Genomic DNA, 14,954 nt, shown 5'->3' with positions numbered 1-14,954 from the left:
CTTTCGCCCTCACCGCAGTTTCAGCGTTGCCAATCCGATCAGCGCCAGCACCAGCGAGATGATCCAGAAGCGGATCACGATCTGCGGTTCGGCCCAGCCTTTTTTCTCGAAGTGGTGGTGGATGGGGGCCATCAGGAACACGCGCTTGCCGGTGCGTTTGAAATACAGCACCTGAATGATGACCGACAGCGCCTCGACCACGAACAGCCCGCCGACGATGGCCAGCACGATTTCATGTTTCGTCACAACCGCGATCGCGCCCAAGGCACCGCCCAAGGCCAGCGAGCCGGTATCGCCCATGAATACGGCGGCGGGGGGCGCGTTATACCACAGGAACCCCAGCCCTCCGCCGATCAGCGCCGAGACGAAGATCAGGATTTCCCCGGTGCCGGGCACATGGTGGACGCCCAGATAATTGGTGAAATCGACCCGCCCCACGGTATAGGCGATCACGCCCAGTGTTCCGGCGGCGATCATCACCGGCATGATCGCCAGCCCGTCCAGCCCGTCGGTCAGGTTCACCGCATTGGCCGAACCGACGATGACCAGCATCCCGAAGACCGGGAAAAAGAACGACAGGTTAATCAGCGCATCCTTGAACACCGGCAGCGCCAGTTGCCCGGTCAGCCCGGCGGGGTGCAGCATCATCGCCGCGACCGAGGCCGCCAGCCCGATCAGAACGCCCAGGCCCAGCCTGACCTTTCCCGACAGGCCGGCGTGGTGCTGTTTCGTGACCTTGGCATAATCGTCGGCAAAGCCGATCAGCGCATAGGCCAGCGTCACCAGCAGCACGATCCAGACATAGCCGTTATCCAGCCGCGCCCACAGCAGGGTCGAGGTGAACAGCGCCGTCAGGATCAGCAGCCCGCCCATGGTCGGCGTGCCGGCCTTGACGAAATGCCCCTCGGGGCCGTCGTCGCGGATCGGCTGGCCCTTTTTCTGCACCCGGCGCAGATAGTTAATCAGCGGTTTGCCAAAGATGAACCCGAACAGCAGCGCGGTGAAAAAGGCCGCACCCGCCCGGAAGGTGATATAGCGGAACAGGTTGAAAAGATCGCCGCCTTCGGACAGCCCGCTGAGCCAGTAAAGCATCGTTAACCCTTTGTGTCAGGCGCGGGCCTGTGCCAAGTTTTGCGCAAGGCGTCAACAACCGCCGCCACGCGCGAGGATTTGGAGCCTTTGACGAATACCACATCGCCGGGCTGGATCAGCGCATCGGCGCGGTCGATCAGGCCATCAGCCGTTTCGGCCCAAATTCCTTGTTTTTCAACAGCAAGCGCGTCAAACATCGCGCGCATTCTAGGGCCGCAGGCGTGAACCAGCGAAATTCCGCCCATCACCGGCCAGCTTGCGATCTGCTGGTGGATCGTCATCTCGTCGGGGCCAAGTTCCAGCATGTCGCCCAGAATGGCGACGCGGCGACCCGGCGGCAGGCGCTCCAGCGTGGCCAGACCGGCGGCAAGGCTGGCGGGGTTGGCGTTATAGCTGTCGTCCAGCAGGGTGATCGGCCCCAGCCGTTCCACCGCACCGCGTCCGTGATAGGGTCGCCAGCCGGCCAGACCGCGCGCCGACGCGCCAAGGTCGGCCCCAAGCTGCACCAGCGCCGCCAGCACGCCGACCGCGTTCATCACGAAATGCGCGCCCATGCTGGCAAGGTGGAAATCAACCGTCTCGCCCAGAACCCGCGCGCGCACCTGCGTGCCGTCGCCATCCGGCGTCACGCTGACGGGCCGCGCCGCGCCGGATGCGCCAAAGCCGACGACCACCGCACCCGCCGCATCCGCGCCGTCGCGCAGGATCGGGGTGACGTCCAGATCCTCGGGCAGGATGGCGCTTCCCATAGGCTCCAGCCCGGCAAAGATCGCGGCTTTTTCGCGGGCAATGCCCTGAATATCGGCAAATGCCTCAAGATGGGCGGCGGCTACGGTGGTAATCATCGCCACATGTGGGCGGGCGATGCGGGCCAGCGGCGCGATTTCGCCGGGGTGGTTCATGCCGATCTCGATGATGGCAAAGTCGGTGTCGGCGGGCATCCGCGCCAGCGTCAGCGGCACGCCCCAATGGTTGTTCAGCGATGCCTCGGCCGCGTGAACACGGCCCTGCCCGGCCAGAGCGGCGGCGGCCATATCCTTGGTCGAGGTCTTGCCGACCGATCCGGTGATCGCCAGCACCCGCCCGCGCAGCCGGGCACGGCCCGCGCGGCCCAGGGATTCCAGCGCGGCCGTGACGTCATCGACGATCAGCAGCGGCGCATCGGCGGGCACCCCGTCGGGCACGCGCGACACCAGCGCCGCAGCGGCCCCGCGCGCAAGGGCGGCGGTGACGAAATCATGGCCGTCGCGCGCGGCGGACAGGGCGACGAACAGATCGCCGGGGCGGATGGTGCGGGTGTCGATGCTGATGCCGGTGGCGGCCCAGTCAGCAGTCACCCGCCCGCCGGTGGCGGCAGCGGCGTCGGATGCGGTCCACAGCGTCATATCTTGCCATCCAGCGCGGCAACGGCGACCGACGCCTGTTCCGCATCGTCAAAGGGGTAAACATCGGTGCCGATGATCTGCCCGGTTTCGTGCCCCTTGCCCGCGATCAACAGCGCGTCGCCCGGCTGCAAGGCGTCAACGCCGCGCAGGATCGCCTCGGCCCGGTCGGGAACCTCGGTCGCGTCGGAACCGGCAGCGGCCAGCACCTCGGCGCGGATGGCGGCGGGGTCTTCGGTGCGGGGGTTGTCGTCGGTGATGATGACCACATCGGCGAACTGGCGCGCGGCCTCGCCCATCAGCGGACGCTTGCCCTTGTCGCGGTCGCCACCTGCACCCAGCACGACAACGATGCGGCCCAGCACATGCGGGCGCAGGCTTTGCAGCGCCGCGATCACCGCGCCGGGTTTATGCGCGTAATCGACGAACACCGCCGCGCCGTTGTCGCGCAGGGCGGCCAACTCCATCCGGCCGCGCACGGTGGTGATCGCGGGCAGATGCGGGATGACATCATCCGAAGCCGTGCCGGACGCCATCACCAGCCCCAGCGCCGCCAGCACGTTTTCGGCCTGAAAGCCGCCGATCAGCGGCAGGCGGGCCAGATGCGCCTGCCCATCGACGGAAAAGCGCAGATCCTGCCCGGTGGCATCAAACCGCTGGCCCAGAATGCGCAGGTCAGCGCCCTCGCCCCGGCCCACGGTGGTCAGGCGCAGCCCGCGCTCCAGCGCAATGGCGGCCATCTGCTGGCCGCGCGGGTCGTCGGTGTTGATGACGGCCCCCGCGCCTTCGTCCAGAATCCGGGTGAACAACAGCGCCTTGGCCGCGAAATATTCATCGAAATTTGCGTGGTAATCCAGATGGTCCTGGCTGAAGTTGGTAAACGCCCCCGCCACCAGCCGCACCCCGTCCAGACGGCGCTGGTCAAGGCCGTGGCTGGATGCCTCCATCGCGGCATGGGTGACGCCCGCCGCCGCGGCCTCGGCCAAAAGGCGGTGCAGGGTCAGCGGGTCGGGGGTGGTATGCGCCAGCTTGGCCTGAAAATCACCCTGAACGCCCATGGTGCCAAGGCTGATCGCCGGAACCCCCATCGCCTGCCACAACTGCCGGGTAAAGTTGACGACCGAAGTCTTGCCCGAAGTCCCCGTGACGCCCACCATGGTTTCCGGCTGCGCGCCGAACCACAGCGCCGCCGCCCCGGCCAGCGCGGCGCGCGGGTCTTCGGCCACGATCAGCGCACCATCCCAGCCCGCCAGCGCATCAGAGGCCAGATCGGCGCCCGTGCGGTCGGTCAGCACCGCCGCCGCGCCCTGCCGCAGCGCGTATTGGATGAATTCGCCGCCATGAACCGCCGAACCGGGCAGCGCGGCAAACAAAAAGCCATCGCGCACGGCGCGGCTGTCCAGCGCAAGGCCGGTGACAGCCGGATCACGCCCGCCTGCGGCGCGCAGCCCCAGTGCCGACAGTTTACGTTCCATCTGCTGCGCCGCCATCCCGTGCCCCCGTCAGTTGCTTGCCACGCGCTGTAGCCCGCCTGCGGGGCCGGGTTCAACACGCGCTTCGCGGCGCGGCTCGATCGTGGGCAGCTTGTCGCCCGTCACCGGGGCCAGCCCGACCAGAGGGGCCAGACGCCGCACCATTTCGGCCGCCACCGGCACCGCCGTCGCCCCCGCCGTGCGGCTTTCGCCGCCCATGCGCCCGACCGAGGGTTCATCCAGCGTCACCACCAGCACATATTTCGGCGCGCTTGCCGGGAAAACCGAAGCAAAGGTGGCCACCACCTTGTTATCGTAATAGCCGCCGCCGGGGCGCGGCTTGTCGGCGGTGCCGGTCTTGCCGGCGATTTCATAGCCCGGCACCTCGGCCTGACGGGCGGTGCCGCGCGTCACCACCTGACGCAGCATGGAGACGGCCATCTTGGCGGCGCGCGGCGACATCACCTGTTCGCCTTCGGGGCGGGCGCGGCCATGCACCAGAGTCGGCGTCACCCGCTTGCCGTCATTGGCAATCGTCGCATAGGCGGCTGCCAAATGCAGCGGGCTGGCGGCAAGGCCGTGGCCAAAGGAAACCGTCGCCGCCGTCACCGCAGGCCAGCGGCTTGGCACCAAGGGGCGTCCGGTCGGCGCCTCGACCATTTCAATCGGGGTCGGCTCGAACAGGCCCAGATCTTGCAGAAAATCCCGCTGCCGTTCGACCCCCAGAATCTGCGCGATCCGCACCGTGCCGACGTTCGAGGACTTTACGATCACATCGGTCGCCGACAATTCGCGGCCATAGCTGTGGAAATCGCGGATGCGATATTTGCCGATCTGCATCGGGCTGGTGGTGTTGATGCCCGAATTGGGGTTAATCAGTTGCAGATCCAGCGCCTGCGCCACCGGAAAGATCTTGAAGGTGGACCCCAGCTCATACTGGCCCTGCACCGCCCGGTTAAAGATCGGGCTGTCCGAGGGATCGCCCGTCAGCAGCGGGCGCGGGCGGTCGTTCGGGTCAAAGTCGGGCAGGCTGGCCATGGCGACGATCTCGCCGGTCTGGACCTCCAGCAGAACGGCGGTGGCACCCTTGGCGTTCATCACCTTCATGCCGGATGCCAGCACTTCCTCCATCGCCTGCTGCGCGGTCAGGTCGATGGACAGTTGCAGCGGCGCGCCGTCGCGGGCCGGATCGCGCAGCCAGCCGTCGAACGCCTTTTCCACGCCCGCCACACCCAGAACCTCGGCACTGGCAACGCCTTCCTGACCAAAGCCGGAACCGCCAAGGATATGGCTGGCCAGATGCCCGTTCGGGTAAAGCCGCATCTCGCGCGGGCCGAACAGCAGGCCGGGTTCGCCGATGTCGTGAACCGCCTGCATCTGTTCGGGTGACAACCGCTTGCGAATCCACAGGAATTTACGCTCGCCGGTGAAATCGGCACGCAGTTTGTCGCGGTCGAGATCGGGGAAGATGCGGGCCAGCCCGTCAGCGGCGCGGATCGGGTCGATCATCTGCTGAGGGTGGGCATACAGCGCATGGGTCAGCAGGTTCGTCGCCAGAATCCGCCCCTTGCGGTCGGTAATATCGGCGCGCTGCGAAATGATGTCGGTGCCCGTGACCGCCGAAACCGGCTCGGTCGGTTGCGAGGCGGCCAGCATCCCCATGCGCACCCCGACAGTGCCAAAGGCGATGACAAAGCAGGCCGCCATCACCACCAGCCGCCCTTCGGCCCGCCGCCGCGCGCCATCCTGAATTTCGGCATGTCGGCGCGCGCGGTTTTCGGCCTCGATCGCGTCGGGGTTTTCGCCCTTTTCACGGGCGTTCAGGATACGGGCCAAGGGGCGAAGGGGCGTGCGGATCATGGCGGCCTCTTTAACGGTCAGGGCGCAGCGGCGGGCGGCCGGTGCGGTCGGCGGTCGGGTCCAGCGCATCCGCGCCAGAGGCGGCGGCGGGCGGCGGGTTTACGGGATAGTCGATCTGGTTCAGGTCCAGAAACTGCTCCGATTGCAGCGGCACCAGCCCAAGCTGATCGAAATTCAGCGCCACCAGTTCGCGCAACCGCTCGGGCCGGTTCAGAAACGCCCATTCGGCGCGCAGAACACCCAGATCCTCGCGCAGTTGCGCGATCTCGCGTTCGGTGCGGTTCTTTTCCGAAATGGCTGATTGCGTGCGATAGTTTTCGCGATAAGCCCAAAAGGCCAGTGTCATCACCAGCGCCAGACAGACGACATACAACAGCGTTTTCATCGCGCGCCCCCCTGCGGCAAGGACGGCATCGCCAGCTCACGCGGATCGACCGCAGCCGCCGGGGCATCGGTGCGAACCCCCACCCGCAAAAAGGCCGAACGCGCGCGCGGATTGGCTGCCAGTTCGGCATCATCGGCACCGATGGCGCGGCGGAACGGCAGGGTAAAGGCGGGCGCGGCCTGCACCACCTCGGGGGCGTAACGGCTGCCGCCCTGCCCGCCCGCGCGCGATTGCAGGAACCGCTTGACGATGCGATCTTCCAGCGAATGAAAGCTGACCACGGCCAGCCGCCCGCCGGGGCGCAAGGCACGTTCGGCGGCAGACAGCCCGGCGACAAGCTGACCGAATTCGTCGTTCACCCAGATGCGGATCGCCTGAAAGGCGCGGGTGGCCGGGTGGCTCTGCCCCGGTTTCGGGCGCGGCAGGCGGGATGCCACCACCTCGGCCAGTTGCGCGGTGCGGGTCAGCGGGCGCGCGGCAACGATGGCACGGGCGATCCGGCGCGAGGCGCGTTCCTCGCCGTAATGATACAGCACATCGGCGATCCGGCCTTCGGGCGCGCTGTTCAGCAGATCGGCGGCGCTGTCGCCCTGCCCGCTCATCCGCATGTCCAGCGGGCCGTCGCGCAGAAAGGAAAAGCCGCGATCCGCCTGATCCAGCTGCATCGAGGACACGCCCAGATCCAGAACCACGCCATCCACGGCCTGCCCGGCCAGCGCGTCCATATCGGAAAACGTCCCCTGAACCAGCCGCAACCGGTCGCCATAGGCACCAGCCCAGCCTGCGGCCATGTCAAAGACCGACGGATCGCGGTCGATCCCGATCACCTGATCCGCCCCGGCCTCCAGCAGACCGCGGGCATAGCCGCCCGCGCCAAAGGTGCCGTCGATCCAGACGCCCCGCACCGGCTGAACCGCGCGCAACAGCGGGTCCAGCAGCACGGGGATATGAGGCGCCCCGGCCACGGCCTAGCCCTCGGCCGCCTGCGCAAGGAAGGCGCGCGGATCAAAGCCCGACCCATGCTGATGGGTGAATTCCTCCAGCGCCAGCGAATCATGCGGGCGGGAATCGGGGTGATAGACCTGAACGTAATCGCCCCGGCTTTCAAAAATGGTTTCGGTGTTTTCGGTCAGGCCCAGCTTTTCCCGCAGCTTTTGCGGCAGCACCAGACGGCCTTCCTTGTCGATTTCCAGATCGGTGGACTGCCCGTTCATCAGCGTTTCCAGCCAGCGCCGTTCCGGGCTGCCGCGCACCAGGCGGTCGATCTGGTCGTCGATTTCGTCGATGGCCTCGATGGTGTAAAGCTCGATCCAGTTCCAGTCGTCGGGGCCGTAAACAGCCACGATCTGGGTGCGCCCGGCGGTGTTGGCGGCGAATTGCGGGTCGCCTGCGTCGAACACACGGCGCAGCCGGGCGGGAACGGACATCCGCCCCTTTCCATCGACCTTGACGGTCTCTGTGCCCCTGAACTTTCGCGCCACGCGGCCCGTCCTCACTGTCCGTCTCTTTCGGCCCGCCCGAAAGAGAAAGGGCGGATCGGGCCGCTGCCACGCCCGATCCGCCGCCCTCGTTCCCACTTTGGGGTCGTCCGACTCTGGCGCCACCTGGGGAAGGTGCTGCCCGCGCCGCGCCGGATCGTTGTTGGAAAACGGGTGCCTGTATGAAGCCTGCTTCGCCTTCGTCGGGGTCTTGTCGCCCCTGTCACTGCCCGTTTCCGTGATTCGGTTGTGACATGGGAAAACACGGGAAGCAACGGAAATATTCGGGCCAACCTGCCCCCCGCCGCTCTACCACACCCCAACCCGACGGGAACATGCGCAGAACAGTATCACAACGAAAACTTATATGGTGGTTAACGGGCCATTAACCACCGCATATGGGGCTGCTGGCTCTGCGGCAAAAAAACGCCAATTTCCCCACAATCCACCACCTGACAACGCATCCAGCCAAGGCACCCACGCAATCCCGGCGCAATATCACGCCGATTCAGCCACAGATCACAGCGAATCACACCGCTGTCATCGCCATTCCCACGAAATCCCGCACCGCGTTCCCGTGCATTCCCATACCACCCACTCTTTCCCGAAAAGCCCGCTGCGCCTAACCTGCCCCCACACAGCCGGAGACCGCCGATGGACTGGACCGCCCCCGTCAATATCTATTGCGAACGCCTCGGCCCGCATTTCTGGGCCGAGCCGGTAAACGCGATCACCAACCTCTCCTTCATCCTCGCCGCGATCTGGGGCTGGTCCGAGGCACGCCGCCGCAACGAACAGAACCCGCTGATCTGGGTGCTGATCGCACTGGCGGCAGCGATCGGGGTGGGGTCGTTCCTGTTCCACACACTCGCCAACCGCTGGTCGGCTTTAGCCGATGTGCTGCCGATCTGGATTTTCGTGGCACTTTACGTTCTGGTGGCGCTGAACCGGCTGGGCGGCTTTCGGCCGGGGCGCATCGCACTTGGCACCGCCGCCATCATCGCCGCTGTCACGATCTGGAACGCCATGGGCGACAGCGGCCCCGCCAGCCCGGCACAGCCCGCGCAACCCGACCCGTTCAACGGCTCGCTGCAATACCTGCCTGCGGTCATCGCCTTCCTGTTCTTTGTGGTGCTGATGCAAATCCGCCGCCACCCGATGCGCAACTGGGCGCTGACCGGCTTTGTCGTCTTCCTTGTATCCCTGACCGCCCGGACGCTGGATCGCGACATCTGCACCGCGATCCCGCTTGGCACTCACTTCATATGGCACGCGCTGAACGGGCTGATGATCGGCATCGTGCTGCAAATCCTGCTGCGCAGCCCGCGCCCGAACACGGCATAGGGCTTCCTGTTTGCCCAAATACGCATCTTCGGGCACAGCCGCACCGCAACATCAGGCCATGCCGCCCGAAACCAGCCGCTGCGCCAGACGCGCATAAGCATCAGCCACCGCCCCCTGCCCCATGGCGACCGGGCGCCCCTCGTCACCGGCGATCCGAACCTCCAGCTCCAGCGGGATCTCGCCAAGGAACGGCAGGCCCAGCTTGTCGGCTTCGGCGCGGACGCCACCTTGGCCGAACAGATGCGCCTGATGCCCGCAGTTGGGGCAGATATAGACAGACATGTTCTCGATCAGCCCCAGAACCGGAGTCTTCAGCTTGTCGAACATGTCAATCGCGCGGCGGGCGTCGATCAGCGCCACATCCTGAGGGGTCGACACGATGATCGCCCCCGTGACCGGCGCTTTTTGACACAGCGACAGTTGCACATCGCCCGTGCCCGGCGGCAGGTCGATCAGCAGAACGTCCAGTTCGCCCCAGTTCACCTGCTGCAACATCTGCTGCAAAGCGCCCATCAGCATCGGGCCGCGCCAGATGACAGCCTCGCCTTCCTTCATCATCAGCCCCAGCGACATGACAGTAACGCCATGCGCCTGCGGCGGGTCGATGCGCTGACCGTCGGGGCTGGCGGGGCGGCCCGAGACACCCAGCATCCGCGGCTGGCTGGGGCCGTGAATATCGGCGTCCAGCACCCCGACCCGCCGCCCGGCCCGCGCCAGGGCCACCGCCAGATTCGAAGTCACGGTGGATTTGCCGACCCCGCCTTTGCCCGAACCGATGGCAAGAATATGGCGCACACCGGGGATCGCCTGCGGCCCGGCCTGAGGCGTGGGGTGCCCCCCGATCTTGAGACTGGGCGGCTGCCCGCCGCCCGAAGATCGTGCCACCTGGCCGCCCGCCCCGGCCTGCGCCGTCATCACGATCTGCACCGAGTCCACGCCGGGCAATGCCTCCAGCCGCTGGCGCGCCTCGGCCTCGGCCGGTTTCATGGCGGCGGCTTCGGCGGCATCGGCCACCTCGATGACGAATCGAACCGTTCCGTTTTCGACCGTCAGCGCCCGGATCAGATCGTCAGACACCAGCGTGCCGCCGCGCGGACTGGTGATTTCGGAAAGTTCCCTAAGGGCAACTTCGCGAGACAAACTCATTTTTTCACCTTTGTGATCTATTTGCCCTCAAACATAAGAAAACCGTCACAAACGGCAACCGCAGCCGCAATTTGACATAGATCAAGTCTTGTGACCCTGCGTCAAACGCATAACCGTTACAAAACCGTTACCGATAACAGCCCGCACATCACAAATTTGAGCGTCAGTTTGCGAGGCCTTGTCACAAATAGGTCAGCATCAGTTATGCATCTGCCGCAAGGCAGCGTGACCAAACCCGCCATTGTGCAAGTGCAGCATTTCCCCCATCTTTGGTCTCGAAGGCAGCAACGGGCACAACATGACGCCCTGCCAGTTCGGAAAGGGCAATACGGCCCGCCCGACGCAAAGAATGTAAGGAATATGAAAATGTCTGCTATCGACCACGTCCAGAACGGCGCCCGCCAGAACGGCATCGGCGCGCGTCTGATGACCGCGATTGAGCGGATGCAGGAAAACCGCGCCCGCGCCGCCGTTTACCGGCAGACCCTGCGCGAGCTGAATGCGCTGACCAACCGCGATCTGGAAGATCTGGGCATCCATCGTTCGATGATTAAAAACATCGCGAACGAAGCGGCCTACGGCAAGCAGAACTAAGCGGCGGGGCCACAGGCCCGGTTTGCGACCGCCGGTTCGCCGGCATGGAATACCGGATCGACCTCCTCCCTCTGATCCGGGTCTTGGTAACAGCCTCTTCCTCCTCCCTGGGGATGTTACCGAAAACGTGTGCGCCCGGCCTCCTCCCTCGGGCAAACGCATCGGCGACGGTCCCTTTCCTCCTCCCTAGGGGGCCGTCGCCAGAGATTTCGCCGGGCATACCGGCAACGACATCGGCGGGCCTTCCTCCTCCCCTGGCCCTCCGTTCCTGCGGCGCAGCCCCACCTCCTCCTTGGGCGCGCTGCAACCCGATACACGGCCTCCTCCTCCCGGCCGGTATCACCCGCGGCGGTCCCCGCTCCTCCTCCCAGGGGACCGCCGCCCGGAATTCCGCCGGGAAACCGGCAAACAGTTCGGCGGGCCTCTCCTCCTCCCCTGGCCTTCCGTGATCGCAATGCGCCCGTCCTCCTCCCAAGGGCCATTGCACTTTTAACGCGGCCCCTCCTCCTCCCTTTGGGCCAGCGTATTGCGGCGGCGCCCTTCCTCCCCCCTCGGGCGTCGCCGCTTTTATTTTTGGCGCGGGCGCGCTATGCCACGCCAATGCTCAGCTATCAGCACGCTTATCACGCCGGAAACCTTGCCGATCTGCACAAGCACGCGCTGCTTGCGACGGCGATGGATTACCTGACCCGCAAGGACAAGCCGCTGACTTATCTGGAAACCCATGCCGGGCGCGGGCTGTATCGGCTGGACAGCGCCGAAGCGACGCGCACGGGCGAGGCTGCGGCAGGCATCACCCGCGCAACGGCGCAGGGCTGGCTGGACAAGGGGCACCCGCTGCTGGCCGCCTTGCAGGCAGTGCGGCGGCAATATGGCGACACGGCCTATCCGGGCAGCCCGCTGGTGGCGGCCCATTTCCTGCGCCCCGGCGACCGCGCCCATCTGGCCGAGCTTCACCCCGCCGAACATGCCGCGCTGACGCAGGTTGCCGGTTTTGCCAAAATTCACCGGCAAGACGGGCTGACCATGGCCCACGCCCTTTGCCCGCCCGAGCCGCGCCGGGGCCTGATGCTGATCGACCCCAGCTATGAGGTCAAATCCGATTACACCGCCCTGCCCGGCTTTATCGCCGGGATCGCGCGCAAGTGGAATGTCGGCGTTCTGGCGCTGTGGTATCCGCTGCTAAGCGACAACCGCCAGCACGCCATGGCCGAGGCCCTGTCCGCCGCCCATCCCGACGCCCTGCGGTCCGAGGTTCGCTTTGCCCCGGCGCGTGCGGGGCACGGGATGGTCGGGTCAGGCATGTTCATCGTGAACCCGCCCTTTGGCCTGTCTGACCACGCGTCACAGTTGCGGGCGATCTTTGACAAGCACGCACAAAAGCGGCAGTAACACAGGTATTGGCAGGAAATACGGCACAGCTTATGCCCGGTTGGGCATGGCTGATGCACGTTTCTTGTGCTGGTCTTGGCCGCGATTGCGCAGCAAGATCGGATCACCGGCCCCCCATGGAAACGCGCGAACAGGAAGGGGGGCCGGTGCCATCCCGCGCCAGCATGACCGGCGCGGAATTTGGGTTAAAGCTGCGGTTTATTCACCGCCGCCCAGACTATGGACATAGGTGGCAACCGCACGGATGTCCGCCTCGGACAGGCGGTTGTTCCACGACGGCATTACGCCGAACGGGCCATCATGGGTAATCCGGCGAATCGTCGCAGCATCGCCGCCATACAGCCAGATCTGGTCGTTCAGCGCCGGGGCACCCTGCATCCGGTCGCCCGAGCCGTCTTCCATGTGGCAGGCCACGCAGTTGTCGACGTAAACCGTCTCACCGGCCTGTGCCAGTTCCGCATCATGTTCGGCCCCCGACAGAGACAGCACATATTGCACCACCTCGTCGATCTGCTGGTTGTCCAGCATCCCATCGGCACCAAAGCGCGGCATTTCCGAATAGCGGGTGTCGGGGTCTTGCGGGTCACGGATACCGTGCTGGACGGTGGTGTGGATTTCCTCCAGCGAGCCGCCCCACAGCCAACTGTCGTCGATCAGGCTGGGATAGCCAACCGCACCCGACGCGCCCGAACCATGGCACTGCGCGCACCAGGTGCGGAACACGGCGCCGCCCGCATTGGTCGCATAGGCCAGCAATTCGGGGTTCTGCGGAATGGACAACAGATCGACGCTGGCCAGTTCCTGCTGGATCACGGCGTTCTGCTGATTGAAACGCTCGATCTCGACCGCGACTTCCTTGCGGGCGGTCCAGCCCAGCAGACCCTGCGTTGCCCCGTTAATCAGCGGAATCGCCGGATAGGCGATCATATAGCCGATGGCCCAGATGATGGTGACATAGAAGGTCCACAGCCACCAGCGCGGCATCGGGTTATCGTATTCGGTGATCCCGTCCCAGGAATGCCCGGTCGAGGGCGTTTCCAGCCGGGCCACGCTGGCACCACCCGGCGCGCGGCGCTGATGCCGCGCCCGTTCGGGGGCCACGGGATGATCTGGCGCGGGGCGCGGGGGCAGATCGCCGGTGATCTTGTCGGCGTGTTCCGCGTCGGCAGCCTGACGCTCCAGCGAGATCTGGTTGTCCGGGTTCGCCGGGCTTTCGTGATCGTCGTCTTTTTCGCCGGCCATCAGTTGACCTCCTTGCTGTCCGCCGTGGCGGGTCTTTTCTCATTACGGAAGATGCTTTCCGCCGCATCGCGTTGCAGCCGCCGCGCGCCGGGACGGAACACGAACAGGATCACGCCAACAAAGAACAGCGTCAGTGCCAGCAGCACCCAGCTGTCAGCCAGTTGGCGCAGAAAGGTATAGCGTTCCATGACGCCCCCTTACCGCGTCGGGTCCGGTTCGAAGGTCGAGAAATCGACCATCGTGCCCAGCACCTGCAAATAGGCGATCAGCGCGTCCATTTCCGTCAGTTCCGGCTGACGGTCAAAGTTGCGCTGCTGCGCCCCCGGATAGCGTTCCTGCAAACCGCTGGCGTCCTGATCCGGGTCTGCCTGCGCCCGGAAATCCATCGCGGCCGAGGCGATCATTTCCTCGGTATAGGGGACACCGACGCGGGAATCTGCGGTCAGACGCTGCGCGACATGTTCCGGGCCGATCACGCGATTGGCCAGAAAGCCATAGGCCGGCATGATCGATTCCGGCACCACCGACTGCGGGTTAACCAGATGGTCATAGTGCCATTCGTCCGAATAGCGCCCCCCCACGCGGGCCAGATCCGGCCCGGTGCGTTTCGACCCCCACTGGAACGGGTGGTCATACATGGATTCCGCCGCCAGCGAATAGTGACCGTAACGTTCCACCTCGTCGCGCATGGGGCGGATCATCTGGCTGTGGCAGACATAGCACCCCTCGCGCACATAGATGTCGCGCCCGGTCAGCTCCAGCGGCGTGTAGGGACGAACGCCGTCCACCTGCTCGATGGTGTTTTGCAGATAGAACAGCGGAGCGATTTCGACGATGCCGCCGATTGTCACCACCAGAAACGACCCGACCAGCAGCAGGGTCGCGTTCTTTTCAATGATCTTGTGCTTGTCAAGGATACCCATTTTTCAATCCCCCCGTCACTCGGCCGGGACGGCAACGGCCGTCGAGTTGACTTTGGGCTGTTTGGCGACAGTGGCCCACAAGTTATAGCACATGATGATGCCGCCGGTCAGATACAGCGCACCACCCAGCGCACGCACCACGTTCATGGGGTGTTTGGCCGCAACCGCGTCGATGAACGCATTGACCAGATAGCCCTGCGAATCCACCTCGCGCCACATCAGGCCCTCCATGATGCCGGTGACCCACATCGACGCGGCGTAAAGCACGATCCCGATGGTCGCCAGCCAGAAGTGCCACGACACCAGCGACAGCGAATACAGCCGGTCACGGCCCCACAGGCGCGGCGTCAGGTAATACAGCGCGCCAAAGGTAATCATCCCGTTCCAGCCAAGCGCACCGGAATGGACGTGCCCGATGGTCCAGTCGGTGTAATGAGACAGGCTGTTCACGGCCTTGATCGACATCATCGGCCCTTCGAACGTGGCCATACCGTAGAAGCCGACGGCCACCACCATCATGCGGATGATCGGGTCGGTGCGCAGCTTGTCCCATGCGCCCGAAAGCGTCATCAGACCGTTAATCATCCCGCCCCAGGACGGCATCCACAGCATGATCGAGAACACCATGCCCAGCGTCGCGGCCC

General features: G+C 65.4%; 15 protein-coding genes. 3 read left to right on the top strand and 12 right to left on the bottom strand.

Annotated features, from left to right (window positions below):
* Positions 1–9: 9 nt before the first annotated feature.
* The 7 genes from mraY to Q4G14_RS07205 are packed head-to-tail and all read right to left on the bottom strand — an operon-like array spanning position 10 to position 7,672.
* Positions 10–1,092, bottom strand: coding sequence for a phospho-N-acetylmuramoyl-pentapeptide-transferase (gene mraY, locus Q4G14_RS07235; protein ID WP_303361067.1), 1,083 nt, complete (start codon positions 1,090–1,092; stop codon positions 10–12).
* A 2-nt stretch (positions 1,093–1,094) separates the two neighbouring features.
* The gene (gene murF, locus Q4G14_RS07230) at positions 1,095–2,477 is read right to left on the bottom strand and encodes a UDP-N-acetylmuramoyl-tripeptide--D-alanyl-D-alanine ligase (RefSeq protein ID WP_303361066.1); all 1,383 of its coding nucleotides are present in this window, start codon (positions 2,475–2,477) and stop codon (positions 1,095–1,097) included.
* Positions 2,474–3,964 (bottom strand): UDP-N-acetylmuramoyl-L-alanyl-D-glutamate--2,6-diaminopimelate ligase, encoded by a 1,491-nt coding sequence (locus tag Q4G14_RS07225; RefSeq protein WP_303361065.1) that lies wholly within the window; start codon positions 3,962–3,964, stop codon positions 2,474–2,476. Before Q4G14_RS07225 ends, murF begins: the two co-directional genes overlap by 4 nt.
* A 12-nt stretch (positions 3,965–3,976) precedes the next feature.
* Complete coding sequence (locus Q4G14_RS07220; RefSeq protein WP_303361064.1) at positions 3,977–5,806, bottom strand: penicillin-binding protein 2; 1,830 nt, start codon at positions 5,804–5,806, stop codon at positions 3,977–3,979.
* 10 nt (positions 5,807–5,816) lie between these two features.
* Positions 5,817–6,191: a cell division protein FtsL gene (locus Q4G14_RS07215; RefSeq protein WP_303361063.1), complete on the bottom strand. Its 375-nt coding sequence runs from the start codon at positions 6,189–6,191 to the stop codon at positions 5,817–5,819.
* Positions 6,188–7,156, bottom strand: coding sequence for a 16S rRNA (cytosine(1402)-N(4))-methyltransferase RsmH (gene rsmH / locus Q4G14_RS07210; RefSeq protein ID WP_303361062.1), 969 nt, complete (start codon positions 7,154–7,156; stop codon positions 6,188–6,190). Before rsmH ends, Q4G14_RS07215 begins: the two co-directional genes overlap by 4 nt.
* 3 nt (positions 7,157–7,159) lie before the next feature.
* Positions 7,160–7,672, bottom strand: a complete 513-nt coding sequence (locus tag Q4G14_RS07205) for a division/cell wall cluster transcriptional repressor MraZ (protein WP_303361061.1) — start codon at positions 7,670–7,672, stop codon at positions 7,160–7,162.
* Between the two features lie 651 nt (positions 7,673–8,323).
* Between Q4G14_RS07205 and Q4G14_RS07200 the strand changes: the two genes are divergently transcribed.
* Entirely contained in the window at positions 8,324–9,013 is a 690-nt protein-coding gene (locus tag Q4G14_RS07200) for a ceramidase domain-containing protein (RefSeq protein WP_303361060.1), read from the top strand.
* Between the two features lie 51 nt (positions 9,014–9,064).
* Here Q4G14_RS07200 and Q4G14_RS07195 read toward each other — a convergent pair whose 3' ends face one another.
* Positions 9,065–10,159: an Mrp/NBP35 family ATP-binding protein gene (locus Q4G14_RS07195; protein WP_303361059.1), complete on the bottom strand. Its 1,095-nt coding sequence runs from the start codon at positions 10,157–10,159 to the stop codon at positions 9,065–9,067.
* A 366-nt stretch (positions 10,160–10,525) separates the two neighbouring features.
* Between Q4G14_RS07195 and Q4G14_RS07190 the strand changes: the two genes are divergently transcribed.
* The gene (locus Q4G14_RS07190) at positions 10,526–10,753 is read left to right on the top strand and encodes a DUF1127 domain-containing protein (protein ID WP_303361058.1); all 228 of its coding nucleotides are present in this window, start codon (positions 10,526–10,528) and stop codon (positions 10,751–10,753) included.
* 600 nt (positions 10,754–11,353) lie between these two features.
* A complete protein-coding gene (locus Q4G14_RS07185; RefSeq protein ID WP_303361057.1) occupies positions 11,354–12,145 on the top strand; it encodes a 23S rRNA (adenine(2030)-N(6))-methyltransferase RlmJ in 792 nt (263 codons plus the stop codon).
* 198 nt (positions 12,146–12,343) lie between these two features.
* Here the strand turns inward: Q4G14_RS07185 and ccoP are convergent, their stop codons facing one another.
* The 4 genes from ccoP to Q4G14_RS07165 form a co-directional block, all read right to left on the bottom strand.
* On the bottom strand, positions 12,344–13,387 hold the full coding sequence (gene ccoP / locus Q4G14_RS07180; RefSeq protein ID WP_303361056.1) for a cytochrome-c oxidase, cbb3-type subunit III: 1,044 nt from the start codon (positions 13,385–13,387) through the stop codon (positions 12,344–12,346).
* The gene (locus Q4G14_RS07175) at positions 13,387–13,575 is read right to left on the bottom strand and encodes a cbb3-type cytochrome c oxidase subunit 3 (RefSeq protein WP_303361055.1); all 189 of its coding nucleotides are present in this window, start codon (positions 13,573–13,575) and stop codon (positions 13,387–13,389) included. The genes ccoP and Q4G14_RS07175 overlap by 1 nt, the downstream gene beginning before the upstream one ends.
* Before the next feature lie 9 nt (positions 13,576–13,584).
* Complete coding sequence (ccoO, locus tag Q4G14_RS07170; protein WP_303361054.1) at positions 13,585–14,310, bottom strand: cytochrome-c oxidase, cbb3-type subunit II; 726 nt, start codon at positions 14,308–14,310, stop codon at positions 13,585–13,587.
* Positions 14,311–14,325: 15 nt separating this feature from the next.
* On the bottom strand, positions 14,326–14,954 hold a 629-nt coding region (locus Q4G14_RS07165; RefSeq protein WP_303361053.1), incomplete at its 5' end, for a cbb3-type cytochrome c oxidase subunit I.

This window comes from Paracoccus sp. (in: a-proteobacteria) (genome assembly GCF_030538755.1).
Lineage (GTDB): Bacteria > Pseudomonadota > Alphaproteobacteria > Rhodobacterales > Rhodobacteraceae > Paracoccus.
This window is presented reverse-complemented; position numbering and strand designations above follow the sequence as displayed.